The organism is Burkholderia sp. Tr-20390, from assembly GCF_017104595.1.
Lineage (GTDB): Bacteria > Pseudomonadota > Gammaproteobacteria > Burkholderiales > Burkholderiaceae > Burkholderia.
Window position 1 is genome coordinate 1 of sequence record NZ_JAAGPC010000228.1, and the last position, 11,895, is coordinate 11,895.

The 11,895-nt window shown below is 67.6% G+C and carries 11 protein-coding genes; 4 read left to right on the plus strand and 7 right to left on the minus strand.

What is annotated here, in order from left to right; translation table 11 throughout:
- The 4 genes from glcE to proC form a co-directional block, all read left to right on the plus strand.
- Window positions 1-784: glycolate oxidase subunit GlcE (gene glcE, locus G3N98_RS35125; protein ID WP_206150707.1), on the plus strand; the 784-nt coding region annotated here is incomplete at its 5' end.
- A gap of 3 nt (window positions 785-787) precedes the next feature.
- Entirely contained in the window at window positions 788-2,014 is a 1,227-nt protein-coding gene (gene glcF, locus G3N98_RS35130) for a glycolate oxidase subunit GlcF (protein WP_206150708.1), read from the plus strand.
- Window positions 2,015-2,145: 131 nt separating this feature from the next.
- Window positions 2,146-2,844: a YggS family pyridoxal phosphate-dependent enzyme gene (locus G3N98_RS35135; protein ID WP_089425846.1), complete on the plus strand. Its 699-nt coding sequence runs from the start codon at window positions 2,146-2,148 to the stop codon at window positions 2,842-2,844.
- Between the two features lie 52 nt (window positions 2,845-2,896).
- Complete coding sequence (gene proC / locus G3N98_RS35140; protein WP_206150709.1) at window positions 2,897-3,709, plus strand: pyrroline-5-carboxylate reductase; 813 nt, start codon at window positions 2,897-2,899, stop codon at window positions 3,707-3,709.
- Window positions 3,710-3,864: 155 nt separating this feature from the next.
- Here the strand turns inward: proC and ubiA are convergent, their stop codons facing one another.
- The 7 genes from ubiA to recG all read right to left on the minus strand — a co-directional run.
- Window positions 3,865-4,728, minus strand: coding sequence for a 4-hydroxybenzoate octaprenyltransferase (gene ubiA / locus G3N98_RS35145; RefSeq protein ID WP_089424539.1), 864 nt, complete (start codon window positions 4,726-4,728; stop codon window positions 3,865-3,867).
- Window positions 4,729-5,003: 275 nt separating this feature from the next.
- Window positions 5,004-5,492: a non-specific DNA-binding protein DpsA gene (gene dpsA / locus G3N98_RS35150; protein ID WP_206150710.1), complete on the minus strand. Its 489-nt coding sequence runs from the start codon at window positions 5,490-5,492 to the stop codon at window positions 5,004-5,006.
- Between the two features lie 105 nt (window positions 5,493-5,597).
- Window positions 5,598-5,738, minus strand: coding sequence for a hypothetical protein (locus tag G3N98_RS35155; RefSeq protein ID WP_174973271.1), 141 nt, complete (start codon window positions 5,736-5,738; stop codon window positions 5,598-5,600).
- A 102-nt stretch (window positions 5,739-5,840) separates the two neighbouring features.
- Window positions 5,841-8,027 carry a catalase/peroxidase HPI gene (katG, locus tag G3N98_RS35160; protein WP_206150711.1) on the minus strand — a complete coding sequence of 729 codons (2,187 nt, stop codon included), beginning with the start codon at window positions 8,025-8,027 and terminating at the stop codon, window positions 5,841-5,843.
- A 100-nt stretch (window positions 8,028-8,127) separates the two neighbouring features.
- Complete coding sequence (locus tag G3N98_RS40275) at window positions 8,128-8,256, minus strand: hypothetical protein (RefSeq protein ID WP_277396940.1); 129 nt, start codon at window positions 8,254-8,256, stop codon at window positions 8,128-8,130.
- Between the two features lie 393 nt (window positions 8,257-8,649).
- Entirely contained in the window at window positions 8,650-9,609 is a 960-nt protein-coding gene (locus G3N98_RS35165; RefSeq protein ID WP_043189592.1) for a hydrogen peroxide-inducible genes activator, read from the minus strand.
- Window positions 9,610-9,734: 125 nt separating this feature from the next.
- On the minus strand, window positions 9,735-11,895 hold a 2,161-nt coding region (recG, locus tag G3N98_RS35170; protein WP_206150712.1), incomplete at its 5' end, for an ATP-dependent DNA helicase RecG.

Here is an 11,895-nt window from a genome sequence, read left to right on the forward strand (position 1 = left end):
TGCCGGCCTGGCGGGCCCGCGGCGCGCCACCTGCGGCGCGCCGCGCGATTTCGTGCTCGGCGTCACGCTGATGAACGGGCGCGGCGAAATGCTGCGGTTCGGCGGTCAGGTCGTGAAGAACGTCGCCGGCTACGACGTGTCGCGGCTGATGGCCGGCGCGCTCGGCACGCTCGGGCTGATGCTCGACCTGTCGCTCAAGGTGCTGCCGATGCCCGTCGCCGAAGTCACGCTGAAGTTCGAGATGACCGCGACCGACGCGGTGCGCAAGCTCAACGAGTGGGGCGGCCATCCGCTGCCCGTCAGCGCGAGCGGCTGGCGCAACGGCACGCTCGTGCTGCGCCTGTCGGGCGCCGAAGCGGCCGTGAAATCCGCGAAGACGCTGCTCGGCGGCGAAGTCGTCGACGCGGTCGAGGCCGAACGCTTCTGGGCCGGCCTGCGCGAGCATACCGACCCGTTCTTCAACGGCATCCCGCCCGGCTACGCGCTGTGGCGCCTCGCGCTGCCGTCGATCACCGAACCGATGCACCTGCCCGGCACCCAGCTGATGGAATGGGGTGGCGCGCAGCGCTGGTGGATCACCGACGCCGACGCGCAGACCGTGCGAATGAGCGCGAAGCAGGCCGGCGGCCACGCGACGCTGTTCCGCGCGGGCGACGCGTACGATCGCAGCGCGGGCGTGTTCACGCCGCTCCCCGCGCCGATGATGAAAATCCACCGCGGGCTGAAGGCCGCGTTCGATCCCGCGCGCGTCTTCAACCGCGGCCGGCTCTACCCGGATCTCTGAGCGATGCAAACGAACCTCGCCGATTTCATCCGCAATACGCCCGACGGCGACGAAGCCGACGCGATATTGCGCAAGTGCGTGCATTGCGGGTTCTGCACCGCGACCTGCCCGACCTACCAGTTGCTCGGCGACGAACTCGACGGCCCGCGCGGCCGGATCTACCTGATCAAGCAGATGGTCGAAGGCGCGAGCGTCACGCGCAGCACGCAGCAGCACCTCGACCGCTGCCTCACGTGCCGCAGCTGCGAGACGACCTGCCCGTCCGGCGTCCAGTACGGCCGGCTCGTCGAGATCGGCCGCAAGCATGTCGAGGCGCAGGTGCAGCGCCCGGCGCAGCAGCGTCTCGTGCGCCGCCTGCTCGCGAGCCTGGTGCCGAACGAGGCGCTGTTCTCGCCGGTGATGCGGCTCGGCCAGCACGTGCGGCCGCTGCTGCCGAAGCGGCTGCGCGACAAGGTGCCGCCGCGCACGCGGCTGCTCGAATGGCCGCACCTCACGCATACGCGCAAGATGCTGATGCTCGGCGGCTGCGTGCAGCCGTCGATGCTGCCGAACATCAACATCGCGACCGCGCGCGTGCTGGACGCGCTCGGCATCGAGACGGTCGTCTCGCCCGACGCGGGCTGCTGCGGCGCGATCCGCCTGCACCTGAACTATCACGACGAAGCGCTCGACGACGCGCGCCGCAACATCGACGCGTGGTGGCCCCATGTCGAACAGGGTGTCGAGGCGATCGTGATGAATGCGTCGGGCTGCGGCGCGACGGTGCTCGAATACGCGCACCTGCTGCGCGACGACCCGGCCTACGCGGAAAAAGCGCAGCGCATCGTGTCGCTCACGCGCGATATCTCCGACGTGCTGCTCGCGTTCGAGGCCGAACTCGCGACGCTCGCGCGGCGCCGCGCGATCCATACGGTCGCGTACCACCCGCCGTGCACGCTGCAGCACGGCCAGCAGTCGCGCGGCAAGGTCGAACGCCTGCTCGAGACGCTCGGCATCGACGTGCGGCTGCCGGCCGACAGCCATCTGTGCTGCGGGTCGGCCGGCACCTATTCGCTGACGCAGCCGTCGCTGTCGTACCGGTTGCGCAAGCAGAAGCTGCTGAAGCTGCAGGCGCTCGAACCGCAGATGATCGTCTCCGGCAACATCGGCTGCATCGCGCACCTGCAAAGCGGCACGCAGATTCCGGTCACCCACTGGATCCAGCTCGTCGAGCATCTGCTGTACGGCTAGCGCGTGCTCATACGAATGACAGGGGGACGCTGGGCCTCGCGCACGGCGTCCGTATAATGGGCGAATCGATGCGTCGCGTGCCGCGGCGCATCCGCACCATGCCCGCTTCCGTGCCTGCTTTCGTGCCCGTCATGTCCGATCTCGCCGCCCGTCTCGCCTCCGTTCATCGCCGCATCGCCGACGCCGCCCGCGCGGCCGGCCGCGATCCCGCCACCGTGTCGCTGCTCGCCGTGTCCAAAACGTTTCCCGCCGACGACGTGCGCGCCGCGCATGCGGCCGGGCAGCGTGCCTTCGGCGAAAACTACGTGCAGGAATCGATCGACAAGATCGACGCGCTCGCCGACCTGCGTGCGGACCTCGAATGGCATTTCATCGGGCCGCTGCAATCGAACAAGACGCGCCCGGTTGCCGAACGCTTCGACTGGGTCCATTCGGTCGACCGGCTGAAGATCGCGCAGCGCCTGTCGGAACAGCGCCCTGCGCACCTGCCGCCGCTCAACATCTGCGTGCAGGTGAACATCAGCGGCGAGGCGTCGAAGAGCGGCGTTGCGCCGGCCGACGTGGCCGAGGTTGCGCGCGCGGTCGCCGCGCTGCCGTCGCTGCGGCTGCGCGGGCTGATGGCGATTCCCGAACCGGCCGGCGACACCGACGCGCAACGCGCGCCGCATCGTGCGCTGCGTGCGCTGTTCGACACGTTGCGTGCCGACGGCCTGCCGCTCGACACGTTGTCGATGGGCATGTCCGCCGATCTCGACGCGGCGGTGCTCGAAGGCGCGACGATCGTGCGCGTCGGCACCGCGATCTTCGGCGCGCGCGATTACTCGCACTGAACGCCACGCCCTTTTACGCCTTTCCGTTCACTCACTCGCTCAATCCGACATCATGAAAATCGCATTCATCGGCGGCGGCAACATGGCCGCGGCCCTGATCGGCGGCCTGATCAAGCGCGGCGTCGCCGCTGACGGCCTGTATGCCATCGACGTCAACGAAGAGGTGCGCGCGCGCGCCGCCCAGCAGTTCGGCGTGCGCACCGGCGCGGCCATCGACGCGACGCTCGCCGACTACGACGCGGTCGTGCTCGCGGTGAAGCCGCAGGTGCTGAAGGACGTCGCGCAGGCGCTCGCACCTCACCTGAAGACTCAACTCGTGATCAGCATCGCTGCCGGGATCCGCGGCAGCGATCTCGCACGCTGGCTCGGCGACTACGCGCGCGTCGTGCGCACGATGCCGAACACGCCCGCACTCGTCGGCATGGGCGTGACGGGCCTCGCCGCACTGCCGGGCGTCGACGCGGCGGCCCGCGAACTCGCGTCGAACGTGCTGGGTGCAGTCGGTGAAATCGTGTGGTTCGATGACGAGTCGAAGCTCGACGCCGTCACGGCCATTTCGGGCAGCGGCCCCGCGTACGTGTTCTATTTCATCGAAGCGCTGCAGGAAGCCGCGCGCCAGCTCGGCATGAACGACGAACAAGGCCGTGCGCTGGCGGTCGCGACGTTCACGGGTGCCGCGCAACTGGCCGCGCAATCCGGTGAGCCCGCGAGCGTGCTGCGCGAGCGCGTGACGTCGAAGGGCGGCACGACGGCCGCCGCGCTCGCGTCGTTCGACGCGCAAGGCGTGAAGGATGCGATCGTGCGCGGTGCACTCGCGGCCGAAGCGCGTGCGAAGGAAATGGGCGACGAGCTCGGCCGCGCGTGAGCGCGCCTGCGGTGGCCGGCCCGGTGCTCGCTGTACGCGTTGGGCGCCCCGCCCCGTCATGCTGATTTGCACGAACAACAAAAAAGCGGCCCAGGCCGCTTTTTTGTGGGTACCGCGTCTAGCATCGCATACCGCCTGCGGTGCGATCGCGAAATTCAGCTCCCCGCCAGCAGGTAATGCACGGCGATCCCGGCGAACAGCACGCCGCCGAGCCAGTTGTTGTGCCGGAACGCCGCGAAGCACGGCATCCGCTCGCGGTCCTTGATCAGCGTGTAGTGATACAACGCGCAGCCGACCGCCGCCGCCCAGCCGGCCCAGTATGCGAGGCCGAAGCCGAGCGTCACGCCGATCCACACGTAGATGCCGAGCGTCACCGCGTAGCACAGCATCACGGCCGCGACGTCGAAGCGGCCGAACGTCAGCGCGGACGTGCGGATGCCGATCTTGATGTCGTCGTCGCGATCGACCATCGCATATTCGGTGTCGTATGCGACCGACCAGAAGATGTTCGCGACCAGCATCACCCACGCGATCGTCGGCACCGTGTCCTGCACGGCCGCGAACGCCATCGGGATGCCGAAGCCGAACGCGATGCCCAGATAGGCCTGCGGAATCGCGAAGAAGCGCTTCATGAACGGATACGAGCCCGCGACGAACAGCGCGACGACGGACAACTGCTTCGTCAGCGTGTTGAGCGGCAGGATCAGCAGGAACGAGATGAAGGCGAGCCCGACCGCGATCGCGATGGCTTCCCATGCGCGGATCTTGCCCGACGTCAGCGGCCGGTCGGCCGTGCGCTTTACATGGCGGTCGAAGTCGCGGTCGGCGTAATCGTTCATCGCGCAGCCGGCCGAGCGCATCAGCAGCGTGCCGAGCGAGAAGATCACGAGCAGCGGCCAGCGCGGATGGCCGTCCGACGCGATCCACAGCGCGTTGAGCGTCGGCCACAGCAGCAGCAGGCTGCCGATCGGCTTGTCCATCCGGACGAGCCGCAGATACAGGGGAAAGCGGGCAAGCATGGCGAGGCACCGGGAAGATAACCCCGGCATTTTAGAGCCGAGCGGTGCTTCGCGTCATGTCGGCACGGCCCGCGGGCGCTCGCGGCCGGACGCCGGCGCGCTGCCCGCACCCGCTGCACGTGGCCGAGCCGCAACGCGCATCAATCAAGGGACAGAGCCGGCGCACGCACGGATCCGCGCAGCGCGCCGGACTGGGTTCAGCCCGACGACGGCGGATCAATCAGGGCCGGAGTCACGATGCGCAGGCTTCGGCCAGCCTGCCGCGCGTTGCACGCCTACGCGAGCAACGACCGCAGCATCCACGCGGTTTTTTCATGAATTTGCAGGCGCTGCGTCAGCAGGTCGGCGGTCGGCTCGTCGCTCGCCGCATCGGCAAGCGGAAAGATCGCACGCGCGGTACGCACGACAGCCTCGTGCCCTCCGACGAGCTGGCGGATCATGTCTTCGGCAGCGGGCACACCGTTCGCTTCCGGCACCGACGACAGTTTCGCGAAATCACCGAAGGTGCCCGGCGCGACGACGCCGAGCGTGCGAATGCGTTCGGCAACCGAATCGACCGCGAGCCACAATTCGTTGTACTGCTCCTCGAACATCAGGTGCAGCGTGTTGAACATCGGGCCCGTGACGTTCCAGTGGAAATTGTGGGTCTTCAGGTACAGCGTGAACGTATCGGCAAGCAGGCGCGACAGGCCTTCCGCGATCTTCTTGCGGTCCTTGTCGCTGATGCCGATGTTGATCTGGGCAGCTTGAGTTTTCCTGGCCATGTTCCGTACTCCTTATTCAATGAAACAGAGCAATGAAAGTGAATCGGACTACCTGCCTATTGATACCACACCTGCCGCACGCGCGTGGCGAGCGAAACGCCTCGCTCAGGCGGCCGCGATCGCGTGCAGCGCCTGCGACACCAGTTCGGCCGCCCCGCCGATGACGATGGCGGATCCGACGACGTATCGCGCGACCTCTGCCGGCGACGCCAGTACAGCGCGCGTTTTCAACATCATTTGCGTCATGATCGTCACTCCTTCAACAATACTCAGGGTCAGGAAGAAACGGCCGGTCGGACGACCGGCCGTTTCCCGTTACTGCCTCACCGCACTACCGCGCGGCGACGCTTACGCGAGGTCGAAGCGGTCCAGGTTCATCACCTTGTTCCAGGCCGCGACGAAGTCGTGCGCGAACTTCTCCTTCGCATCCGCGCTGCCGTACACCTCGGCCAGCGCACGCAGTTGCGCATGCGAGCCGAAGATCAGGTCGACGCGCGAGCCCGTCCACCTGACCTGGCCCGTCGCCCGATCGCGCCCTTCGAACACGTCGTTCGCGGCCGACACCGGCTTCCATTCCGTGCCCATGTCGAGCAGGTTCACGAAGAAGTCGTTCGTCAGCGCTTCCGGACGATCGGTGAACACGCCCAGCTTCGCATCGCCGGCGTTCGCACCCAGCACGCGCAGGCCACCGACGAGCACCGTCATCTCAGGCGCGGTCAGCGTCAGCAGTTGCGCCTTGTCGACCAGCAGCGCCTCGGCCGGCGTCTTGTATGCATGCTTCAGGAAGTTGCGGAAACCGTCCGCGACCGGCTCGAGCACGGCCATCGCTTCGATATCGGTCTCTTCCTGCGACGCATCCGCACGGCCCGGTGCGAACGGCACCGTCACCGCGACGCCCGCGTTCTTCGCAGCCTGCTCGACACCGGCCGCACCGGCCAGCACGATCAGGTCGGCGAGCGACACCTTCTTGCCGCCCGTCTGCGCATCGTTGAACGCCTTCTGCACGCCTTCGAGCGTCTCGAGCACCGTCGCGAGTTCAGCCGGACGGTTCACTTCCCAATCCTTCTGCGGCGCCAGGCGGATACGCGCACCGTTCGCGCCGCCGCGCTTGTCCGACCCGCGGAACGTCGCAGCCGACGCCCATGCGGTCGACACGAGCTGCGACACCGACAGGCCCGTAGCCAGCACCTTCGCCTTCAGCTCGGCGACGTCGGCGGCGTCGATCAGCGGGTGATCGACCGCCGGGATCGGGTCCTGCCACAGCAGGTGTTCCGCCGGCACGTCCGGGCCGAGATAGCGGGAACGCGGGCCCATGTCGCGGTGCGTGAGCTTGAACCAGGCGCGCGCGAACGCGTCGGCGAACTCGGCCGGGTTCTCGTAGAAACGGCGCGAAATCTTCTCGTAGGCCGGATCGAACCGCAGCGACAGGTCGGTCGTCAGCATCGTCGGGCGATGCTTCTTCGACGCGTCGAATGCATCCGGAATCACCTCGCCTGCATCCTTCGCGACCCACTGGTGCGCGCCGGCCGGGCTCTTCGTGAGCTCCCACTCGTAGCTGAACAGGTGCTTGAAGAAGTCGTTGCTCCACTGCGTCGGCGTCGACGTCCACGTGACTTCGAGGCCGCTCGTGATGGCATCCTTGCCCTTGCCCGTGCCGAACGTGCTCTTCCAGCCGAGACCCTGCTGCTCGAGGCCCGCGGCTTCCGGCTCGGGGCCGACGTTCGACGCCGGACCGGCGCCGTGCGTCTTGCCGAACGTGTGGCCGCCCGCGATCAGCGCGACCGTCTCTTCGTCGTTCATCGCCATGCGCGCGAACGTCTCGCGGATGTCATGCGCGGCGGCGACCGGATCGGGGTTGCCGTCCGGACCTTCCGGGTTCACGTAGATGAGGCCCATCTGCACCGCGGCGAGCGGGCTTTCGAGTTCGCGCTTGCCCGTATAGCGGCTGTTCGGGCCGCCGCTCAGTTCCAGCCAGATCTTTTCCGAACCCCAGTACACGTCGTCCGGTTCCCACGTATCGACGCGGCCGCCGGCGTAGCCGAAGGTCTTGAAGCCCATCGATTCGAGCGCGACGTTGCCGGTCAGGATCAGCAGGTCGGCCCACGAGATGTTGCGGCCGTACTTCTGCTTGATCGGCCACAGCAGGCGGCGCGCCTTGTCGAGGCTGACGTTGTCCGGCCAGCTGTTGAGCGGAGCGAAGCGCTGCTGCCCGCCGCCCGCGCCGCCGCGGCCGTCGGCCGTGCGGTACGTGCCGGCGCTGTGCCAGGCCATGCGGACGAACAGGCCGCCATAGTGGCCGAAGTCGGCCGGCCACCAGTCCTGCGACGCCGTCATCAGTGCGTGCAGGTCCTGCTTCACCGCCTCGAGGTCCAGCTTCTTGAACGCTTCGGCGTAGTCGAAATCCTTGTCCATCGGATCGGACAGCGCCGAATGCCGGTGCAGGATGTTCAGGTTCAGCTGATTCGGCCACCAGTCCTTGTTCGTCGTGCCGCCACCAGCGGTGTGGTTGAACGGGCACTTCGTTTCGTTCGACATGCTTTTTCTCCTTGTCTTGCTCGTAGGCCCCCACGTGCCAGGCGCGGTTCGTGGAGCATTGCGGGGGGATGAAACGGAACAGGCGGTTCCTCCTGTCGTACTACGGGACGTCGTGCGCGGCCTGCGACCGGCTTTCCCGCTGCGACGCGCCGCAGGCGGGGCGCTCGGGAAAGCGGCTGCCGGCAGTCGTCGTGCCGGCGAGGCGGTCGGCTTTTCGGGTATCGGACATGCAATGCTCCCTCATGGCTCGGCGGCAGTTAGTCGGGGGAACACAGGACCGGTGTGCGGCGGCACTCATCCGCCATACACACGGTCCGCCAGGTACGCGAACGCAATCGGACGCAGGCTGCGAACGGCCGCCCTGGCGCGATGTACGACCGCGTCGCGCGACGGGACGTTCCGCTGCGCGTGCTGCAATACCGACCGCATCATGACATCCTCCTTTGACGCTTGCATCCAACGTGCTGATCAGTCGTCGACCTCACGCCGATCCGTGGAGAAGATTCTATCTAGATCTATCGATTAATTGAATTTGATAAATTTCATCTATTCGATAGAGAAAAATAAACGGGGTCGCAAGACCCCGTTCATCGTGCCGCCACACGCGCATGCTGGAGCGTGCTCAGTTCATCGTCGCCGGCATGTCGAGCTTCGCGACACCCGGCAGCTCGCACGCGGAAATCGCGTCGCTGATCGCGTCGATCGCGGGCATCCGCGTGAAGCTCTTGCGCCACACGAGCACCACGCGGCGGTCGGGCACCGGCTCGTTGAACGGCACGTACGACAGCAGTTCGGCATCGGGGCCGTTCGCGCGCGGGCCGACCTCGGCGACCGACATCCGCGGCAACACGGTGATGCCGACACCGCTTGCGACCATGTGGCGGATCGTCTCGAGCGACGAGCCCTCGAAGGTCTTCTGGATGCCGTCGGCCGTCTGCGAGAAGCGCATCAGCTCCGGGCACACGCCGAGCACGTGATCGCGGAAGCAGTGGCCGTTGCCGAGCAGCAGCATGGTTTCCTGCTTGAGATCCTCGGCGTCGATTTCCTCGCGCTTTTCCCACGGATGGCCGGCGGGCAGCGCGACGACGAACGGCTCGTCGTACAGCGGGCGCACCATCAGGCCGGTTTCCGGGAACGGCAGCGCCATGATCGCGGCGTCGATCTCGCCCTGCTTGAGCAGTTCGAGCAGCTTCAGCGTGTAGTTTTCCTGCAGCATCAGCGGCATCTGCGGGACACGCTGGATCATCTGCTTGACGAGCGTCGGCAGCAGATAGGGCCCGATCGTGTAGATCACACCGAGACGGAACGGGCCGACCAGCGGATCCTTGCCCTGCTTCGCGATCTCCTTGATCGCGAAGGTCTGCTCGAGCACGCGCTGCGCCTGCGTGACGATCTGGTCACCGATCGGCGTGACGCTCACTTCGCTCGCGCCGCGTTCGAAAATCTGCACGTTGAGCTCGTCTTCGAGCTTCTTGATCGCCACCGACAGCGTCGGCTGGCTCACGAAGCATGCTTCGGCCGCGCGGCCGAAATGCCGTTCGCGCGCGACCGCGACGATGTATTTCAATTCAGTCAGCGTCATTGTGGGTCAATCAGAGATATACAAGCGATAGGTTTAATTTATACACCCTGTGACACCGGTTCGCCAAGTTTCTCAGCATCGGAATGCTTCAAACGGCGGTTTTAAATCCGGCCCCGACCCGCGGATCAGGCCTTCAGATACTGCTCCCGCGCACCGAGCCAGCGCGCGAGATGCTGCGTGACGACCTCCGGATACGCGGCAATCAGCCGCGACGCGGCTTCGCGGGCCGGCTCGATCAGCCAGCCGTCGGTCTCGAGGTTCGCGAAGCGCAGCATCGCCGCGCCCGACTGGCGCGCGCCGAGGAATTCGCCGGGGCCGCGGATCTCGAGGTCGCGCCGGGCGATCTCGAAGCCGTCGGTCGTCTCGCGCATCGTCTTCAGCCGCTCGCGTCCCGTGAGCGACAGCGGCCCCGTGTACAGCAGCACGCACACCGACGCCGCGGTGCCGCGCCCGACCCGGCCGCGCAGCTGGTGCAGCTGCGCAAGGCCGAAGCGCTCGGCGTGCTCGATCACCATCAGCGACGCGTTCGGCACGTCGACGCCGACCTCGATCACGGTCGTCGCGACGAGCAACTGCACGTCGTTGCGCGTGAACGCCTCCATCACGGCCGCCTTGTCGGCCGGCGACAGCCGGCCGTGCACGAGCCCGACCTTCAGCTCCGGGAGCGCGGCGGCCAGCGTCTCGTATGTCTCGACGGCCGTCTGCAGCTGCAGCGTCTCGCTCTCCTCGATCAGCGGGCACACCCAGTACACCTGGCGCCCGGTCAGCGCGGCCTCGCGCACACGGGCGATCACCTCCTCGCGCCGCGCATCGCCGACGAGGCGCGTCAGCACGGGCGTGCGGCCCGGCGGCAGCTCGTCGATCGTCGAGACTTCGAGATCGGCGTAATACGTCATCGCGAGCGTGCGCGGAATCGGCGTGGCCGACATCATCAGCTGGTGCGGCTGGAAGTCGCGTGCGCCGTTGGCCGCGTTCGCGGCCTTCGCACGCAGCGCGAGCCGCTGCTCGACGCCGAAGCGGTGCTGTTCGTCGACGATCACGAGGCCGAGCCGCGCGAATTCGACGGTGTCCTGGATGATCGCGTGCGTGCCGATCACGAGCTGCGCGGTGCCGAGCGCGGCCGCCTCGATCGCCGCGCGCTTCTCCTTCGCCTTCAGGCTGCCCGCGAGCCACGCGACCGTGACGCCGAGCGGCTCGAGCCACGCGCGCAGCTTGCGCGCGTGTTGTTCCGCGAGGATTTCGGTGGGCGCCATCAGCGCGGCCTGGTAGCCGGCGTCGATCGCCTGCGTGGCGGCCAGCGCCGCGACGACCGTCTTGCCGCTGCCGACGTCGCCCTGCAGCAGGCGCTGCATCGGGTGCGCAAGGGTAAGATCGTTCGCGATTTCGTCGACGACGCGCGCCTGCGCGCCCGTCAGCGTGAACGGCAGCGCGGCATAGAGCCGGGTCGTCAATGCATCGGCATCGCTCGCGGCGCGGCGCGGCATCGCGGGCGCCGCACGCGTGCGGCGCTCCTCGTGCGCGCGCTTGAGCGACAACTGCTGCGCGAGCAGCTCCTCGAACTTGATGCGCGTCCACGCCGGATGCGAGCCGTCCATCAGCGCGGCTTCGTCGGAATCGACGCGCGGGTGGTGCAGGATGCGCACCGCCTGCTCGAGCGTCGGCACGTCGAGCGGTTTCAGATAGTCGCGCTGGATCTCGGGCGGCAGCAGCTCGGGCAGCGGCGTGCGCTCGACCGCGTTCTCGATCGCCTTGCGCAGATAGGCCTGCGACACGCCGGCCGTGCTCGGATAGACGGGCGTGAGCACCTGCGGCAGCGGCGCATCCGCTTCGACGACGCGCACCGCCGGATGCACCATCTCCATCCCGAAGAAGCCGCCGCGCACGTCGCCGCGCACGCGCAGCCGCTGGCCGACGGCCATCTGCTTGACCTGCGAGCCGTAGAAATTCAGGAAGCGCAGCACGAGATGCTCGCCGTCATCGTCCTGGATCTTCACGACCAGCTGGCGGCGCGGCCGGTATGCGACCTCGTTGTCGAACACGACGCCTTCGGTCTGCGCGATGCCGCCCGGCAGCAGCTCGCCGATCGGCGTGAGCGTGGTTTCGTCCTCGTAGCGCATCGGCAGATGCAGCACGAGATCGATCGAGCGCGTGAGGCCGAGCTTCGCGAGCTTGTCGACGGTCTTCACGGGTTTGTCGGCGGCAGGCTTCTTCTTGCGCTTCGCGCCGGCCGCGCCTGCCGCGTCGCTGTCAGCCGCGCCATCGGCATCGGGCGCGGCGGCGGCCGGC

Bases quoted from the DNA above. Each gene is read 5' to 3' on its own strand.
- glcF (WP_206150708.1), top strand. From the start codon at position 788: ATGCAAACGAACCTCGCCGATTTCATCCGCAATACGCCCGACGGCGAC.
- G3N98_RS35135 (WP_089425846.1), top strand. From the start codon at position 2,146: ATGTCCGATCTCGCCGCCCGTCTCGCCTCCGTTCATCGCCGCATCGCC.
- proC (WP_206150709.1), top strand. From the start codon at position 2,897: ATGAAAATCGCATTCATCGGCGGCGGCAACATGGCCGCGGCCCTGATC.
- ubiA (WP_089424539.1), bottom strand. From the start codon at position 4,728: ATGCTTGCCCGCTTTCCCCTGTATCTGCGGCTCGTCCGGATGGACAAG.
- dpsA (WP_206150710.1), bottom strand. From the start codon at position 5,492: ATGGCCAGGAAAACTCAAGCTGCCCAGATCAACATCGGCATCAGCGAC.
- G3N98_RS35155 (WP_174973271.1), bottom strand. From the start codon at position 5,738: ATGACGCAAATGATGTTGAAAACGCGCGCTGTACTGGCGTCGCCGGCA.
- katG (WP_206150711.1), bottom strand. From the start codon at position 8,027: ATGTCGAACGAAACGAAGTGCCCGTTCAACCACACCGCTGGTGGCGGC.
- G3N98_RS40275 (WP_277396940.1), bottom strand. From the start codon at position 8,256: ATGTCCGATACCCGAAAAGCCGACCGCCTCGCCGGCACGACGACTGCC.
- G3N98_RS35165 (WP_043189592.1), bottom strand. From the start codon at position 9,609: ATGACGCTGACTGAATTGAAATACATCGTCGCGGTCGCGCGCGAACGG.